This window comes from Streptomyces fungicidicus (genome assembly GCF_003665435.1).
Taxonomy (GTDB): Bacteria; Actinomycetota; Actinomycetes; order Streptomycetales; family Streptomycetaceae; genus Streptomyces; species Streptomyces fungicidicus.
In genome coordinates, this window is sequence record NZ_CP023407.1 from 3,296,571 (window position 1) to 3,313,342 (window position 16,772).

General features: G+C 65.2%; 13 protein-coding genes. 1 reads left to right on the forward strand and 12 read right to left on the reverse strand.

Going from position 1 to position 16,772, the window contains the following annotated elements:
* Nucleotide 1: 1 nt before the first annotated feature.
* From CNQ36_RS14810 to CNQ36_RS14835, 6 genes are all read right to left on the reverse strand, one after another.
* On the reverse strand, nucleotides 2-349 hold the full coding sequence (locus CNQ36_RS14810) for an SCO3933 family regulatory protein (protein WP_121546357.1): 348 nt from the start codon (nucleotides 347-349) through the stop codon (nucleotides 2-4).
* A gap of 181 nt (nucleotides 350-530) precedes the next feature.
* Complete coding sequence (locus CNQ36_RS14815; RefSeq protein ID WP_121546358.1) at nucleotides 531-1,352, reverse strand: protein phosphatase 2C domain-containing protein; 822 nt, start codon at nucleotides 1,350-1,352, stop codon at nucleotides 531-533.
* Nucleotides 1,349-2,200, reverse strand: coding sequence for a sigma factor-like helix-turn-helix DNA-binding protein (locus CNQ36_RS14820; protein ID WP_121546359.1), 852 nt, complete (start codon nucleotides 2,198-2,200; stop codon nucleotides 1,349-1,351). Before CNQ36_RS14820 ends, CNQ36_RS14815 begins: the two co-directional genes overlap by 4 nt.
* Nucleotides 2,201-2,375: 175 nt before the next feature.
* Nucleotides 2,376-2,765: an ATP-binding protein gene (locus CNQ36_RS14825; RefSeq protein WP_121546360.1), complete on the reverse strand. Its 390-nt coding sequence runs from the start codon at nucleotides 2,763-2,765 to the stop codon at nucleotides 2,376-2,378.
* Nucleotides 2,766-2,863: 98 nt separating this feature from the next.
* Nucleotides 2,864-3,715, reverse strand: a complete 852-nt coding sequence (locus CNQ36_RS14830; protein ID WP_121546361.1) for a helix-turn-helix domain-containing protein — start codon at nucleotides 3,713-3,715, stop codon at nucleotides 2,864-2,866.
* Between the two features lie 170 nt (nucleotides 3,716-3,885).
* Entirely contained in the window at nucleotides 3,886-5,691 is a 1,806-nt protein-coding gene (locus tag CNQ36_RS14835) for an IS481 family transposase (RefSeq protein WP_410177132.1), read from the reverse strand.
* A 557-nt stretch (nucleotides 5,692-6,248) separates the two neighbouring features.
* On the opposite strand from CNQ36_RS14835, the gene CNQ36_RS14840 reads away from it, so the two are divergent.
* On the forward strand, nucleotides 6,249-7,055 hold the full coding sequence (locus CNQ36_RS14840; protein WP_121546363.1) for a DUF4145 domain-containing protein: 807 nt from the start codon (nucleotides 6,249-6,251) through the stop codon (nucleotides 7,053-7,055).
* Nucleotides 7,056-7,565: 510 nt separating this feature from the next.
* Here CNQ36_RS14840 and CNQ36_RS34700 read toward each other — a convergent pair.
* From CNQ36_RS34700 to CNQ36_RS14865, 6 genes are all read right to left on the reverse strand, one after another.
* Nucleotides 7,566-8,357 (reverse strand): hypothetical protein, encoded by a 792-nt coding sequence (locus CNQ36_RS34700; protein WP_163013268.1) that lies wholly within the window; start codon nucleotides 8,355-8,357, stop codon nucleotides 7,566-7,568.
* Entirely contained in the window at nucleotides 8,354-8,917 is a 564-nt protein-coding gene (locus tag CNQ36_RS14845; RefSeq protein WP_121546364.1) for a hypothetical protein, read from the reverse strand. The genes CNQ36_RS34700 and CNQ36_RS14845 overlap by 4 nt, the downstream gene beginning before the upstream one ends.
* Before the next feature lie 356 nt (nucleotides 8,918-9,273).
* Nucleotides 9,274-12,213 carry a type I restriction endonuclease subunit R gene (locus CNQ36_RS14850; protein WP_121546365.1) on the reverse strand — a complete coding sequence of 980 codons (2,940 nt, stop codon included), beginning with the start codon at nucleotides 12,211-12,213 and terminating at the stop codon, nucleotides 9,274-9,276.
* A complete protein-coding gene (locus CNQ36_RS14855) occupies nucleotides 12,210-13,388 on the reverse strand; it encodes a restriction endonuclease subunit S (RefSeq protein WP_121546366.1) in 1,179 nt (392 codons plus the stop codon). The genes CNQ36_RS14850 and CNQ36_RS14855 overlap by 4 nt, the downstream gene beginning before the upstream one ends.
* Entirely contained in the window at nucleotides 13,385-14,890 is a 1,506-nt protein-coding gene (locus tag CNQ36_RS14860; protein ID WP_121546367.1) for a type I restriction-modification system subunit M, read from the reverse strand. Before CNQ36_RS14860 ends, CNQ36_RS14855 begins: the two co-directional genes overlap by 4 nt.
* Nucleotides 14,887-16,380, reverse strand: a complete 1,494-nt coding sequence (locus tag CNQ36_RS14865; RefSeq protein WP_121546368.1) for a type I restriction-modification system subunit M — start codon at nucleotides 16,378-16,380, stop codon at nucleotides 14,887-14,889. Before CNQ36_RS14865 ends, CNQ36_RS14860 begins: the two co-directional genes overlap by 4 nt.
* Nucleotides 16,381-16,772: the final 392 nt, after the last annotated feature.

Below are 16,772 nucleotides of genomic sequence, written 5' to 3' on the forward strand. Positions count from 1 at the left end.
GTCAGCCCTGAGCCGGTGCGGCGGCGTTGACCATGACGGCGTCGGCCCGGTAGGCGATGCCGTGCCGGGCCCGCCCGCCGAACTCGCTCTCCCAGGGCCGGGCCACCAGGCCCGACAGGAAGACCGGTGCGCCCATCACCAGGCCGTCACCGATGCCCTGTTCGGGGACGGTGACCTTGATCATGTCCGAGCCGCCGGCCGCGATGAACACCAGCTCCAGCGTCATGAGCCGCTGATTGGTCACCGGGTCCACCGCGACCTCTCCGGTCTGCCGGTCCCTCACCTTGACCTCGGGCAGCTTGGTGACGAGGAGCGTCGCGTCCGAGGTGTTCACGGGGATGACACGCATTTCTGAACCTCACTGGTCTGGCGGCGCCAGTCGACCCGGCACCGCGCGAACTGAATACCCCCCTAGACACCGCCAGGGAGAGCCACCCCATCTGTCTAGGGGGGTTGACGACCACCGTAAACCGACGCCCCGTCAACTGTCTAGGGGGGTATACGCGCGTGTCTTGGCGTCCGCGGACGAACTACGGCAGCACCCAGTGAAGGACGGTGGCGTCGTCCCGCGCCTTGCCGCGCGGCCAGCGTCGGCCGTCGGGGTCGCCGGCCTCGGCTTCGCGCACGCGGCGGATCAGCTCGTCCGGCCCGGAGGAGTCGAGGACGGCCAGGGTCTGCCGCCAGTCGGCAAGTTGGAAGCGGTCAACGAGTCGGGTCGCGCCGTCGCTGAGCAACGTCACGGATGCCAGTGATTCCAGCGGCACCGCCCCTGTCAGGGCGTGTTCGGCCGCCCGCGGGTCGGGGCCCGCGATCCAGAAGCCGCCCGGCCGATTACGGAGACCCGTCAGGGCGTCCCGGTACTCGGCGAGCGCAGCGGAGTGCTCGGGCGAGCCGGTGGGCAGAGCGTCGACCGGCCCGCGCAGCCGCTTGCCCACCTCGTCCAGGCGCCGGTCGGTGACCACGTCCGCGCTCCCGCCCTTGTCGGCGAGGAGGAGTGAGGAGTCACCGAGGACGAGGTACTCCAGCACTCCCCCGCCGGACCGTACGGCGACGACCGTGCTGGTGGGACTGGCCCGGTAGGTCAGATCACAAGTGTCCTCGTGCAGGGCCCGGACGAGGCCGATGGAGTCGGCCAGACAGTCAGCGAGCGGCCGGGCCGGCTGCACGGTGATACTGCGCAGCAGCAGGCCGCCCAGCGTCGAGGAGAACCAGGCGACGCCATGCGTGCACCCGGTCTCAGCACCTGCAACACCGGCACCGTCGAGGAGGACGGCCGCGCCGGGAGCAGCAGCGGCGAAGTCCTCATTACGACTGTCCGGGTCAGCGGAGAGCGACGCGAGGGCGATCCTCACGCCTCGGTCTCCTCGTCGTGCCGATACAGAGGGCAGAGCAGCTCGACGGACTGCGGTTCGCTGGTCTCGGGGTCGTACTCGACACCCACCAGCGTGGAGAAGCGGCGGTCTCCCACCTGCCCCCACAACGTGTTGAGGTCATTGGCGAGCAGCTGCACGACGCCGAGGGAGCCTTGCGTGTGGATGCCGGCGATGGCGAGGAGTGAGCCGGAGCCGTCCGGGCGGGACAGTCTGCCGATGTATCCGACGTCGTACGGCCGTGCGGGATCGCTGTCCTGTCCCGAGCGGTGCACGGTGCCGGTGCGTCGGTCCACCACCGTCCAGGGCCCGTCTTCCGCGCGCTCCCAGCGCAGTACGGGATCCTGCCCGTATGTCTCCCACATCTCCTGAGACATGCGCGGCCCGCAGACGACGACCAGGCCGTCCCGGTTGAGGTCGATCTCACCGCTCACCGGCACGTGTTCCGAGGTGACGTCGAGCCCGTAAGACCGCGCCAGGTCCTCCAGACGCTTGCCGGAACTGACGTCGTCCACAGCGACGACCGTCCGCCCGCGCTCGTCGTCACGCCGCAGCGGAGTGGCCACCGTGACCGCGCCCTGTCCGAGGAAGGCGCCTTCCGGCGCCGGACCGGTGTGCCGGATCTGGTGAATGCGCCCGCGGCTCAGGCCGGCCTTCGCCGCGATCTGCGCGTACGACAGCCCTTGCGCGTGGAGGTCCTGCACCACACGCCGGCGAAGCCGGGCCAGCTCGGTCACCTCTTGCTGCGCATCGGCCAACCGGGTCGTGACCTCGCGCAGGAGCAGGTACGGATCGTCAATCGCCATGATCCGTTGCAGCTCGTCCGACATGACCTCACCTCCTAGCAGTAACCAGGAGTCTAGGGCCCTAGACGAAATGGGCGGGAGACGCCGTCCCGTACGAACGCCTACGACGAAGAACCTGGCCCGCCTCCGAGGAACACCCCGAGGACTCACCCGCCACTGCCCGCGAGGTGACCATGAGGCGTTGCCACCATGAGGGCGGTCACACGCCCTCCCGCGCGAGGTCTGCCCACACCGAGCGACCCTCGGGCCAGGTCTTCACGCCCCAGTCCTTCGCGCAGGCGGCGATCATCTGCAACCCGCGGCCGCCCTCTTCCTGACCGGTCGCGTCACACAAGTGCGGCACGCGGTCGCCGCCCTGGTCGACGACCTCGATGCGCACGAGATCGTCACCGAGGCCGATCACCACGAGGAACCAGCCGCCGACCGAGCCGCTCAACGTGTGCCGCACGGCGTTGGTCGCGAGCTCACTCACGACCAGTACGGCGTCGTCGACAGGCCCCTGTTCTTGCAGCAAGGCAGCGATGAAGTGACGGGCATGCGCCACTTCCTCAGGCAGCCCGGGGAAGGCACGGCACCACTTGGAACGCATGGGACTCTCCTCACCTATGTCTAGGGGGCTAGACAGCCCAGCGGGAAGAGTATTCCCATGCGCGACCAACAAGCCAGGCATCATGAGGAATTATTCCTCTAAGGGGTGACGGCGTCTCCCAAGTCACGGAACTCCTTCATCACCCGCACCAGCAGCTCCCGCACCTCACCGCCGAAGACCGCAGCCCGCTCGAAGTGGCCGAACGTCTCCTCATACGCGGCAACTTCATCGGCATCGTCGGACACGCGCTCACCGCTGAAGTTCTCCACCACGACGGCCCGCCGGTCGCACAACGTGAACCCGTGACGAGGCAGAACCGGCACCGGCCGACGCCAGGGGATGACTCCGAGCCGCACCGTGCTCAGACTCTCGACCACCAGCAACCGATCGAGCTGGGCGAGCATGAGGGCCGGAGTCCCCGGCCAGGTCCGCAGCACAGCTTCCGTCAGCACGAACACCGACTCCCGCCCCGGCTCGTACAGGACGCTCTGCCGATCCACGCGAGCAGCGACAGCCCGGCCAACTTCTCCAGGCATCACAGCCGGCGCGCTCTCGAAGACGTGCCGGGCGTACTCCGCACTCTGCAGCATGGCCGGAAGAACGACGCACTGGAATGAACGCACCAGTTGAGCGGACCGAACCTCCTCATCAACCGTCATGCCGGCCGGAGTAGCGCCGCCCGTCGGCTGGTCAAAGTCGGACGCAGCTTCCACCGCGGCCAGCAGCTCCCGGACTTCACCTGCAGTCGGCTCGTCGAGCCCGAGAGCACGCGAGAGCCTGTCAAGCACATCGGCACTCGGAACCATGCGCCCGGTCTCGACCTTGGAAACGGTCGGCTGTCCCACCCCAGCCCTCTGCGCCAACGCGGCACCCGTAAGGCCAGCCTCTGCACGAAGCCCACGAAGACGCGCCCCGAGTACCTTCGTCCGCTCCCGCCGTTCACTCCCCATGCCCAGGGTTCTACACCACTCGCCAGTAGCAACCGGGACTGCGAGCCGCTCCAACCGTCGGCAGGGACCGAACCGTCAAGCATTTACCGGGACCGGACACACCCGTAGCCCGATGTCGGGTCCCAGTTGATGCCTGACGTTCGGGTCTCACCTGATGCTTGACGGTGGGCCTAGACAACATCGGAAATTTTGTGGGGCTTGTTGGCTTTCACGTTACGGACCGGGACGTCGGTGGTGCGCCGGATGACTCGGATCTGGCCGTCGAGGTCGACGGTGATCGTGGTGTCCGAGACGTGGACGGTCACGGTCTGGCCTGCGTAGGGGCGACCGAGGGAGACGGTCTGGCGGCAGACCATGACCGTGCCCACCGCGCTGACCTTCCGCTGCACCCGGACCGGCTCGACACGGGGCCGGGGCGGCGGGCCGGCAGGCCGCAGACCCCGCACCCTGCGGACTTCCTCGCCGGTCAGCGGGTTGGGCCGCACTCGCAGCAGTTCCCGTGAGGACGGATCGAAGAACGACAGCGTCTCGTCGTCGATGCGGACACCCACCTGGCGGCCGCCGAGGATCTCCGCCGCCAGCACCTGGTGGCCGCCCAGGCCCACCAGGCCGCTGTTGTTCACGACCCGGTCCACCTCGAACGCGGCCCCGTCACTGTCACCGGCGGGAAGCGGCGGAGGGCCGGCCGCACGACCGCCCCGGGCCGCCAGCCGCCCCAGATCCGCAACCGACAGATGCGACCGCACCGTCTTGATCCGCGTCCCGGCGATCAGCAGATGGATCACCGACGTGTCCGCCCAGAACGTCACCGTCAGCCCCGCCCGGGCCGGCCCCAGCCAGAACTGCTTGCCCGCGACCTGCAGATTCCCACTCGCCGGCACCACCCGCTCGAACTCCACCGGCCCACCCGCCTCCACCGGCACCGGGGCCAGCCCCGGAAGGCCGGGCGACACGGGCGCCTCAACGACCGGTTCCGGCTCCGCGGGAGGTGTCCGCTGCGGCGGCACCACCGCCAGCATCCCGGGCACCCTCAGGCCCAGCATGTCCCGCTCCTCGTCTGGAACGGGGGTGAACCGGTCGGCGGGAGACTGCATGTCCAGCGCCTGATGCGGACGCATCGAGTTGTATTCATCCACCCACACATCCAGCGCCGCCTGAGCATCCTCGATGCTCACGAAGGCGCCGCAGTCGTCGAGGAGTTCGCGCCGCAGCGTCTGGTGGAACCGCTCGACCTTGCCCGTCGTGGTCGGCGAGGCCGGCTGGGTGAGCCGGTGGGCGATCCCGTTCTCCCGGCAGATCCGGTCGAACAGCACCTCACCGCCATGCCCGAACCGGTCGGTGAACTGCTTGCCGTTGTCGGTCAGCACCTCTTCCGGCACTCCGAACCGCTGCAAGGCCCTCGCGAACGCCGAGCAGACCGCCCGACCGGTCGCCCGCTCCACCACCGACGCGATCACGCAGTACCGGGAATGGTCGTCCACCCCGGTCACGACCTTCGCCTCGGTCAACTCACCCGTCACTGGGTCGACGAGCATCACACCGCCGACGATGTCCATCTGCCACAACTGCATCGGACGGTCCCGCTGCCAGCGCTTGTAATCCGACCGCTTCCGGCGCCGCACCCCCGGCTCCACCAGCCCATGACGGACCAGGATCCGATACACGGTCATCCGCGACGGCACCGGCAGGACTGCCCCGGACTTCTCCAGCACGAACGCGATCCGCCGCGGCCCCCACTTCGAGTGCTTGCGCCGCAGCTCACACACCGCCGCCTCCACCTCGGCAGACGCCTGATGCGGACACGACGCCGGCCTACGCGACCGATCCGCCAACCCAGCCAGGCCCGAGGCCTCATACCGGGACTTCCACCCGCTCACCGTCTGCCGCGACACCCCCAGCGAGGCGGCGACCTCCGTCACCGTCGCACCCGCCAGCACCGCAAGCACAGCCCGGTATCTCTGCTCGACAACCGACAACTCCACCAGCGCCAATCCCGGCCTCCCCACACGCACCGCAACGACGCGCACAGAAAAGCCGAACACGGCCACTGTCAACCATCAGCTGGGACCGAACTGTCAAGCATCTACTGGGACCGGACACACCCGTAGCCCGAGCGTGATTCAAACTTTCTCTACTGGTTCAAGGCCCGCGCACGGCGCGGGCGCGCGCCGCCTCTGCGGCGCGGCCTGCCTCCTGTCTTCGCCCCGGCTGGCCGCGCCCGGCGGCGCGCTGATGGCTGCGAGCATGGGTCGAAAAACCCTCTGTGGCTGAGGCCGGTCGGCTCCACGGCTTTAGCCACCTCCCTGGTTCGGGTCCCGCGTCGAGCAAGACCAGGGGGCCACTCGCGCACATTGCGGGCAGGTCCAAAGCCTGCCCGAGTTTCCAACCAGTGTACGGCCCCCTGATCATGCTCGACCCCAAACCGTGCAGGCCACCGGCCAAACCTGTTCCGCCGACCTCTCATTAAAAACATCAGCCGATCAGGCTGACCGGACGCTAGGCTACCCCGAAGACCAACTCTGGGGGCTCACAGATGAGCGATTTTTACGGCAAGCAGGAGCTTCACAAAGCCGCGGATAAGTTCCCGGCAGGTAAATGGCCACGACTCCTCTGCCCCCGTTGCGAAAGCGGAACACTGCAAGTAAGGGATGCAGACAGTGTAATGAAAGTCGAGGCCGCTGATTCTGCATCGGAGCTCTGGAAGCAGCATGAGGGATGGGAGCCCGACTGGGTTTACGGCTACTTTCATGGGGTTTTGCACTGCTCATATTCCGAGTGCGGCGAACCTACCATCGTCACGGGCGAATACAAGGTCGACGCTATACCTGATCCCGATTGGGGGATCGATTACGAAGAGAGACTGCGACTGCGGTTTTCGATTCCTGCACTGTGCATCATGAAAATTCCGGAGAATTGCCCGAAGCCTGTCAAGGATCGCATTCAGGACGCCGCAAAGTTACTGTGGAGCGATCCGGCATCTGCCGCCAATCGCCTTCGCTCTGCTATTGAGGAACTCCTCACATCGCAGAGGATACCGCGGACCAAGCTAATTTCCAGGGCAGGAGCTCAATCCAAGCGACGCAAGAGACTAAGCACGCACGAACGCATCATCATGCTCAAGGCAAGAGAACCTGACGCGGCGAACCTACTGGAGGCAGTTAAATGGATCGGTAACAGTGGAAGCCACGAAGGGTCGGTACGACCGGATGATGTGCTCAATGGGGTCGCCCTCTTGGAACATGCATTGCACGATCTATATGACGATAGAGGAAAAGAGCTAGCCAGGATCGCCAAGGAGATTAATGCAAGGAAAGGACCCGTACGCAAAGGAAACAGGTGAAGAACTCGACAAAATGATCACACGCGAGGGCATGTGACCTAGCGTGATGCGCCGGCCTTCTCAGGCGAATCATAAGACGCAAGAACGAGAACGGCCCCGATCCGGCTGCTGGGGGGCGTTGGCACGCTACCCAAGAAGCGGCAGGCGCGGCCACGCAAGCTGACTAACTGACGGGGCGGAGCCGCCGGAAATCGTATTCCTGCCTCCATTCTTCGGCTTGCATCCCGAGAGAATTACGGCGAGGCGAGAGGGCATACCGCTCCGAGATACCTTGGAGCGACTGAGGTTGAGTGACCAAGCCGGCATTGGGTCATCCGGCGTGAGCGCCTAACTGAGTGATAACGCCAGCGGACAGCGGCGGACACTCAGGCACACTTGCGGACCATCGCAGCAGGTAAGTGGCAGACCAGCCCAGGGTCAAGCGCCCGCTCACGTCGCTTCGGGACGAAGAGGCCAGCGGATGCGAGCGCTTACTCCGGAATTTCTCCGGAGCATACCGGAGTCATTCCGTCATCCACCTAAGGCTAAAGGACGTGGAAGGTCTGCATCTGCTGTGAGGAAGTTTTTCACCTTGCCCATCTGCGCCGAGAAGCCAACCGGGCTGTGGTCCGCGAGGACATCGAGGTGATCCGCAGGCCAATCCTGGGGCACACCTTTCAAAATCACCAACCGTTGGTTAAAATCGTAGTCAGCCCTTCCAATCCGCTGCACAAGCGACAAGGCGTGCTCAATGCCTGCCTCAGTGCCGCCAACCGCTTGAATAATCACCGGCCTTGTTGGCGCGTCAACCCTAGCTGTGGGACGTACCTGAGAGCCGCGGGGCAGCCTGATCGTGGGTCGTTTGGTGTAGTGCATATGAGCAGCATCTAGGAAGTCGTAGAGCTGCCTGATCAGTGGACTTTCTCGCTCAGGCGCTACCATCCAGCGCAGCCCATCAGCGGTGAGCATGGCACTAGCGATATCGGACGCCAACTGCTCCGCTTGTTTGACCGGGCGCCGGCCTACAATGCGTCCGTCAACTTCCCTCAGGTGGAAGGCGGCCAGCAACTCGGTCCATGCGGCTGCCGCCTTAGTCGTTCCCCATACGTCGATCCCTGCGTCGGCCAGCCGGGCAGCGGTCCTGCCGCCGTCGCTGGCAAGTGCATCGTTGCCTGATACCCGGATCAGGACGGTGACTCCGTCACCATCGGCAAAGTATTGGCGGCCAGTGAGCGCGATCGTGCCAGGCTTGTTGCCAGGCGCGATGTGCCAGCACTTCAACGCACTGCCGAGGCGCTCGTCGATGTAACTCGGAGTGCTCACGGGTAGTCCTCCAGTCCATCGAACGTGGGCTGCGTCAGTGGAACCGCTGGCGGCACCCAGGCGTAGGCCCCTCCTATCGTCATCTTGCACTCTGCGATGAAATCGCGCACTACCCGGTCGTACTCCTCATCCATGCTTTCGAGCGTTGCGCCGAGGATCGGGTCTGGGTTGTGGCGTATGTCGTTGGGGGCGTAGACGTCCTTGTTGCCTCGGGCCTTGCTCCACTTGTGCTTGTGAGTACGGTTGAGGTAACCCTCACCGGTCTCACGGTCGAGGTGAGTGCCACGGATGTCCAGTCGCTTCAGGCAGGTTCTATCTGACGGGTGAAGCACCATGAGGGTGTACTCCCAGAGCACATCGAGCCCTATGCGCATCCGCAGTTCCAACCGACATGATAAGTCGGTCTTAAGCGGTGCCCACGCCTCAACGTGGACGGGTTTGTGTGCACGCTTCGGCATGTTCTTCTGCTTCCAGGTCAGCGGCGTGTTCAGTACTCCCCCTACCGTTCCACTGAAGATCTTTTCGGCCAAGGCGTCGGTCATCTCGTCGTCAGGTTGCACCTGCCCCCCTTCCTCCCTGCGAAGCACAGACGTTAGCGCTGGGAGAGCGACTCTGCACCGTGCGGTACCAAATCGCTCCCAAGAGGTATTCGAGCAGCGGTTTCGAATCAGACCATGATCCCGGACTACAACCGCTCACCACAGACGACGCTGCCGCGCGTGCGGGCCGTCTCTGGGCCGTGCGGGGGCGCACAACGACGACCAACGCTGAGTATCACTGACAGCAAAGTCACAGGTCGCAGCGTTGATCGACTACACGGTCACAGGTCAGAAACCTGGCCCTTCACTTCTAGCTGTCCCCTCGCGAAGCCCTTGGGAGAGCCCTTCCCTCCTGACCAGGGCAAGGGCAAGGGCAGCTAGTAGTATTCCCGGATGTATCCCAGTGCCTTCCCGAAGACATCCTGGTCACGGATCTTGAACTTGATGTAGAGCGCCTTGCGGAGCGCCTGCTGGACGAGACGATCGCCTTCGCTGGTGCTCTGCCAGCCGTCAAAGCGGACGGTACGGACGACGGAGTCGACCTCGTCGACGACCTTCTCGACGATGATCGGGGTCTCCTCGCTCTTGAGCGACTCGAAGAGGTCGGTCAGGGCGGCCTTTCCGCGTTCCTCGCGGGGCACCTCGGCGGCGGCCTTCTCTGCTGCGACTGTGTCTCGCGCCAGCGCGAACAGTTCCTTGAGGAACTCCAGCGATGCTTGCTGGGAGTGGGCGTACTTCTCCCGCAGAGCATTCAACCGCTGGCCGAGCTCGACGAAAGCCGGGTTGCCGACGTGCTTGGCGATGCGGGCGGTGATCCACTTCTCGACCTCCACGGGGTCGATGTCCTTGCGCTTGCCGGTCATCAGGTCCTCGATGACCTGCGCATCGAGGACGATGGTCTCCAGGTCGGTGCGGGGGACCTCGACGGTGACGTGCTCGTTTATGAGCTCGAGGGTCTTGGCGCCCAGCGTGTGCCAGACCAGCCGGCCGGTGACGTCGGTGGGCTGCACGGACTGGTAGACGTCGGTCAGCCAGCGGTAGTCCGACTCGTACTCGGACAGGATCGGGTCCGGGGAGAGGGTCTCCCACAGCTGGGCGACGACGCTGTACGCGGCTCCGAAGGCGTCGCGGGACTCGTCGGAGTCGATCGCGGTCTGCGCCTGGATCAGGCCCTCATAGCCGCCCACGGTGCGGTCGACGCCTGGGAAGAACGCCAGAGCAGCCTCGATCGCGGGGCCGAGCTGCTCGCGGAGTACAGCGATGTTGGAGATGACCTGCTGGACGGACTTGTCGTCGAACTCGAAGGCCTTGGCGACGGCGTCAAAGATGCCGAGGTAGTCCACTATCAAGCCGTGGGTCTTCACGGGCGGGTAGACCCGGTTGGTGCGGCAGATTGCTTGGAGCAGGGTGTGTTCGCGCAGGGGTTTATCGATGTACTGGGCGTAGAGGATCGGGGCGTCGAAGCCGGTGAGCAGCTTCGCGGTCACAATGATGATCTTCAACGGGTCGGCCGGATCGTTGAAACGGGCGGTGATCCGCTCCAGCTCCTCCCGACCCGGGGTCCACTGCTTCCACGCCGGCTTGTCGCTGCGGCTGGTGGACATCACGATCGTGGACACGTCCGGGCCGAGCAGGCGGTCGAGCTCCTCCTTGTACGCCACGCAGGTGGCCTTGTCGTAGACCACGATCTGCGCCTTGAAGCCCTGCGGCTCGACCTTGGTGGTGAAGTGCTCGGCAATGTCGGCGGCGATCTTGCGGACCCGGGCGGGGGCCTTGATCAGTGCCTCCAGGGAGGCGGCCTTCTTCGACAGGGTGGTGCGGTCCTCCTCGGTGAGCCCGTGGCGGTCGGCGAGCTCGTCGAAGGCCGTGGTGATCGCTTCCTCGTCCAGATGGATCTCCGAGAGGCGTGGCTCGAAGTGCAGCGGCAGGGTGGCGCCATCGCGGATGGAGTCGGAGAAGGAGTAGCGCGAGAGGTACCCGTGCTCGTCGGCGTCGGAGCCGAACCACATAAACGTGTTGCGGTCGCGCTTGTTGATCGGCGTCCCGGTCAGCCCGATCAGGAACGCGTTGGGCAGCGCCTCGCGCATCTTGCGGCCGTAGTCGCCCTCCTGGGAGCGGTGAGCCTCGTCGACCATCACGATGATGTTGTCACGTGCGTCCAGCACACCGGGGGCTTCGCCGAACTTGTGGATCGTGGTGATGATGATCTTCCGCGCCCCCGCAACCAGGAGTTCCTGTAGCTCCCTGCGGGACTCGGTGGAGACCAGGTTCGGTACGTCGGAGGCGTTGAACGTCGCGGTGATCTGGGTGTCCAGGTCGATCCGGTCGACCACGATGAGCACCGTCGGCGAGGTCAGCCCCGCCATCGCGCGCAGCTTCCGCGCGGTGAACACCATCAGCAGCGACTTCCCTGATCCCTGGAAGTGCCAGATCAGCCCTTGCTTGATCCGCCCGTGCAGCACCCGCTCCACGATCAGGTTGGTCGCCTGGAACTGCTGGAACCGCGCTATCACCTTGATCTTGCGGTGCTTCTTGTCGGTCGCGAACAGCGTGAAGAACCGCAGGAAGTCCAAGATCAAATTCGGATCCAGAACGCCCTCGACCGCCTCCTTGACCGCCCCGAGGCCTACCTTCACCGGCGTGTGGTCGTCACCGGACTCATCCGCCCGCCACGGTCCCCACAGCTCCACCGGCATCCCGACCGCCCCGTAGCGGAAGTCCTTGCCCTCGGTGGCGAAGTTGAGCACATTCGGCACGAGGAACGCCGGCACGTTGACTTCGTAGTCCTCCTTGACCTGCGCGGCCGCGTCGATCCAGGAGTACGCCGGCCGCACCGGTGACTTCGCCTCCCCTACGACCAACGGGAAGCCGTTGCACCAGATCACCAGGTCGAAGCGCCGCTCCAGCCGCCCGACCCCGTAGGTCACCTCGGTGGAGACGAACCAGTTGTTCGCACCGTGCTCGCGGGGGTGGTCGAAGTCGATCAGTTTGACGGTCACATGCTCGCCATCGGGCCCGAACGGCATCGACTTCTGCCCTGTGAGCCAGGCCGCGAACTCCTCGTTCGCCACCACCGGATTCGGCGTGCTGCGCGCGGAGATCAAGATCGCCCGCAGCTGGTAGATCACCTCATCGGCCAGACGCGGATCCGCCTCGATGGCCGGGTTGAGGCGGATTAACGCCTCCCGCACCTGCTGCTCCAGCATGACCTCGTCGGTGCGCCGCGGCAGATGCCTCCCCGGCACGAACCGCACATCGACCGACTTCACCAGATCCCGGACGAAATCGCGCACGGTGTTAGCCTCGCTGAAGGTCACCCGGCGCCTCCGAAGACGTTGTTGAGCATCCCACTCCGCACGACTCGCAGACTGTCCAGCTCATCCGCGAAGCGGTCCGATGCTGACTGAATTGCCGTCGTCGCACTCACGAGCACTCGCTGCTCGTCCAACGAGAGAGCCGGGATCTGGACCTTCTTTAGAGCGCCTACGTTGAAGTGCTGCTGCGCAGTTCCAGCCGACCTGCGCGTGATCTGGGCGCGCCCGTAACCAGAGTTCAGGAACAATTCGACGAACTTCGAGTCGACGTGTTGCCCAGGTCTGACAATGATTAGATCAATACAGTTGTATCCTGCGACTTCTGCTGGCACGACAGCCGCATCCCCGGGGCGGCCCGTTCGAATCACGACAATGTCGCCTTCCCGCAGCGTGGACTTTTGAAGATCCGCAGCGCTTTCCGGGCGGAAGTACACGAGATCTGTTAGGTCGAAGCCGCCAGGTAGGACGTTGAGGCCCCGAAGGGCAGGAACGCCTGCACTTCGATCATTGGTGTAGTACTGGGTTGGCTTCACAACAACGCCTACCGTCATCTCGTCAATGACGTCCGGCGCTGGCACCAGCTCGGCAGCATGCCTGGCTAGCATCTCGGAAAAGTACGCGTCCGCTGCGGCAGCAGCGCTTACCTTCGAATCTGTCACAGTCAGACGATGGCGCTCGACGGCCCAGAGCAGGTCGGCTAGGCGTCGCTGTTCGTCGAGGGGTGGGAGGTCGAACTCGTACGCGGCCAGCTCGCCCCAGTTCAGGTAAGGGTTGACCGAGCCACGTGAGTGAGCGATCGCGTACGCGTGGAACCTCTCGGCCGAGAGAACGAACGGGAGAAACTCCTGCAGGAGCAGGTTCTCGTCGAGGGTCTCCAGTACGAAGGTCTTCTCGCCCGTGATCCCCTCGAATTGCGGGACGGCGACCTTGCGGAGGTACGTTCGCCTGGAGACGTAGAGGACGTGGCCGGGCTTGAACCGCTTGTAGAACATCGGCCCTATCGGGTCGCGCCCGATGACGCCCCAGTCGGTGATCGAGAGGCTGCCGCTGGGGATGTGCTCGCCGGCGAGGAACCGCTCCAGGCCAGAGGTCTCGGCGTCAACCCGGTCGGTGACATGCCGGACCACCTCTTTAAGGGTGACGCGCTTCCAGGTGGTCTTGTCGAGGCTCAGGCTCATGCCGAGGCCTCCGTTCGCATCAGGGACAGGACATCGGCGACGGCCGTGTCAGAGCTCTGCGCAGCAGTACGCCAGGCAGCGAGGGCCTCGGCGAGGTCGATCTGTTCTTCCTCGCCGCTGTCCACGACGCCCCCGACGTACGTCGCGATGGCCAGGCTGAAGCCCTTGGCAGCAATCTCATCGGGGGTGGCGACCGTCGCGAACTGCTTTATGTCCGTGAAGCTGCGGTAAGCATCGAGGATCCTCTGCTGGTGAGTCTCGCGCAGGAAAGCCTGTCCCTGTTCGCGGGAGACCTCATTGAGGGCGTTGATGAAGAGAACCTTGCCCTGACGCTCGGCGGGCTTGCGTGTCCGCAGGATGATGACGACGGCCGGCATCGGGGAGTTGTAGAACAGGCCCTCGCCGAGGCCGAGCACACACTCGACTAGGTCGGACTTGACCAGCCGCTCGCGCATGGCGGCCTCGTCACGGCGGAATAGGACCCCGTGGGGGAACAGGATCGCGGAACGCCCGGTGATGGGGTCCAGACTCTTGACGATGTGCTGGAAGAAGGCGTAGTCGGCGCGCCCCTGGGGCGGTAGGCCCCACATGTTGCGCCCGTAGGGGTCCTTGGCGAACGCGTCGCGGTTCCATGCCTTGATGGAGTAGGGCGGGTTGGCCAGGACGACGTCGAAGGTCTGCAGGCCGCCCCGGGCGTTGAGGAAGGCAGGCTTGGTGAGGGTGTCACCATGGGCGATACGGCTGTCGGTGACGCCGTGCAGGAACAGGTTCATGCGGGCGATGGCAGAGGTTCCGTAGTTGAGCTCCTGGCCGTACAGGCGCAGGTTTCGCCACTCCTTGCCCTGGCGCTTGACCTCGGCTGCGGTGGAGATGAGCATGCCGCCGGTGCCGCAGGTCGGGTCGTAGACGGACTCGCCGGGCTGGGGCTCGAGCATGAGCGTCATCAGGTGCACCAGGGTGCGGTTGGTGTAGAACTCCTGGGCGGTGTGGCCGGAGTCGTCGGCGAACTTCTTGATCAGGTACTCGTAGCCCTGCCCAAGCTCGTCCTCGGGCAGGTTCGCCACCGACAGCGTCTTGGTCGAGAAGTGCTCGATCAGGTCCGAGAGGGTTGCGTCCGGGAGCAGGTCCTTGTTGGTCCACTCGCCGTCGCCGAAGACGCCGGGGAGGGTGTCAGGGTTGGCGGACTCGATGGCCCGCATAGCGGCCTTGAGTGCGGTGCCGACGTTGCTGGTGACCTTGCGCAGGTCGGCCCAGTGGGCACCGTCGGGGATGGCGAAGCGGTGGTTCTCCGGGAGGTCGGCAAACTCCTCATCGCCGTACTCCTCCAGGGCGGCGGCGTGCTCCTCGTCGTAGACGTCGGAGAGGCGCTTGAGGAAGACCAGCGGGAAGATGTACTGCTTGTAGTCACCGGCATCGATCAGCCCCCGCAGCAGCACTGCAGCACCCCACAGGTAGGACTCCAGATCCCGCTGGGTGATCCGCTTCGGGCTCGTCGTGGTCATACGCCCAGCCCCCATTCCGCCAGCTCGGCCTCCAGCGCTGCGCGGGTCTCGCGGGCCTTCGCGTGCGCGGTCTCCAGGTCGGCCACGGCCTGCTCCAGGGTGACCTGCTCGCCGACCTCGGCGGGCTCGACGTACAGCCGGATGTTCAGGTTCCAGCTGTTGTCCTTGATGTCGTCCAGGGTCGCGACCGCGGCCAGGCCGGGCTGGTCGGCGTACTGCTGATACGCCTTCAGGAGGGTCTCGGCGTGGTCGGGCTCCAGGGTGTTCTGGTTGCGGCCTCGCTTGAAGAGCAACTCTCCGTTGACGAAGAGCACCTTGTCCTGTTGCTCGACGGGGCGCTGACGGCGCAGGATCAGCACGCAGGCGGCCAGGTTGGTGCCGTAGAACAGGTTAGGCGCCAGGCCGATGACGGCCTCCACGATGCCGGCTTTGAGGATGTGCTCGCGGATGCGGCTCTCGGCGCCCTGGCGGAACAGGGCGCCCCGTGGGAGGACGACTGCGACCCTTCCTCCGGTGGGTGCAGCGGAGGTGAGCATGTGCTGGGCCCAGGCCCAGTCGGCGTACCCCTTCGGCGGCACCCCACCCAGTTCATTGCGGCCCCACGGATCGGAGGCCCACTGCTCATGGCCCCAGTTCTCCAAGGAGAACGGCGGGTTGGCGATCACGCAGTCGAACCTGGCCAGCCGGCCGTGGTTGAAGTAGGCCGGGTCGCGCAGCGTGTCGCCGCGCTCGATGTGGAAGTCCTCCATGCCGTGCAGCAGCAGGTTCATACGGGCGATCGCGGAGGTGGTGAGTACCTTCTCCTGGCCGTACAGCTTGCCGAGCACGGTCTTCGGGTCACCGCCGAGGGCCTTGATGTGCTGGATGACCTCGATCAGCATGCCGCCGGTGCCACAAGCCGGGTCGTAGACCGTCTCGCCCTCCTGGGGGTCGAGGATGTTGACCAGCAGCGCGATCACCTCGCGCGGGGTGTAGTACTCGCCAGCCTTCTTGTTGGACTGGTCGGCGAACCGCTTGATCAGGTACTCGTATGCCTGCCCCAGCACGTCGGGGGCGGCCTGGGAGATCGAAAGGGTCTTGGTCGAGAAGTGCTCGATCAGGTCAATCAGTTTGCGGTCCGGGAGCTTGTCCTTGTTGGTCCAGGTCGCGCCGCCGAAGATGCCGTACAGCGTGCCCTGGTTGGCCTGTTCGATCCCGCGGAAGGCGGTCTTGAGCGCTTCACCGACGCTCTCGGTGCGTTCGCGCACGTCAGCCCAGTGGCATCCCTCGGGGATGGTGAACCGGTGGTTCTCCTCGAACGCCGCATACGTGTGGTCGCCACCGGACTCGTCCAGCGCGCGGGCGTACTCCTCGTCGTACACATCGCTGATCCGCTTGAAGAACATCAACGGGAAGATGTACGCCTTGAAGTCCGCCTGGTCGATGCTGCCCCGCAGCAGATCAGCCGCCTTCGCCAGATACGACTCCAACTCCCCCAGCGTCAACGGCATCGGAAGCTCCTGCTCCCCAACACCGACCGCACTCGACCCCACTCGATCACTGCCCGTTTCCATACTCGGCCTGCTCGGCTCGCCGTCCCGGCGCACGTGTCGGAGCCTAACGGGATCCGCCAAGGCTGTACCAAATACATGTCGAAATTTCGACCTCCCAGTCCAGGCCACGGCATAGGTCAACTGATGCACGTCGGGGACGAAAGCGCATAAAATTTCGCAAGCCGCCACAAGAGCGACTGGGCCCGCCGGTTCCCGTTCCCCGAGCCGGATACTGTCCGGGCGCGGTGGGAGGCTCGACAATCCCGCCGCGTGGAACTGGACGCGATCCGTATCAGCTCCTTGTTCAGCGAGGAGGGCAGGCCGACGATGAGGTCGCCGACCCCAACGGC

Bases quoted from the DNA above. Each gene is read 5' to 3' on its own strand.
- CNQ36_RS14840 (WP_121546363.1), top strand. From the start codon at position 6,249: ATGAGCGATTTTTACGGCAAGCAGGAGCTTCACAAAGCCGCGGATAAG.
- CNQ36_RS14860 (WP_121546367.1), bottom strand. From the start codon at position 14,890: ATGACCACGACGAGCCCGAAGCGGATCACCCAGCGGGATCTGGAGTCC.
- CNQ36_RS14830 (WP_121546361.1), bottom strand. From the start codon at position 3,715: ATGGGGAGTGAACGGCGGGAGCGGACGAAGGTACTCGGGGCGCGTCTT.
- CNQ36_RS14810 (WP_121546357.1), bottom strand. From the start codon at position 349: ATGCGTGTCATCCCCGTGAACACCTCGGACGCGACGCTCCTCGTCACC.
- CNQ36_RS14865 (WP_121546368.1), bottom strand. From the start codon at position 16,380: ATGCCGTTGACGCTGGGGGAGTTGGAGTCGTATCTGGCGAAGGCGGCT.
- CNQ36_RS14855 (WP_121546366.1), bottom strand. From the start codon at position 13,388: ATGAGCCTGAGCCTCGACAAGACCACCTGGAAGCGCGTCACCCTTAAA.
- CNQ36_RS14825 (WP_121546360.1), bottom strand. From the start codon at position 2,765: ATGCGTTCCAAGTGGTGCCGTGCCTTCCCCGGGCTGCCTGAGGAAGTG.
- CNQ36_RS14820 (WP_121546359.1), bottom strand. From the start codon at position 2,200: ATGTCGGACGAGCTGCAACGGATCATGGCGATTGACGATCCGTACCTG.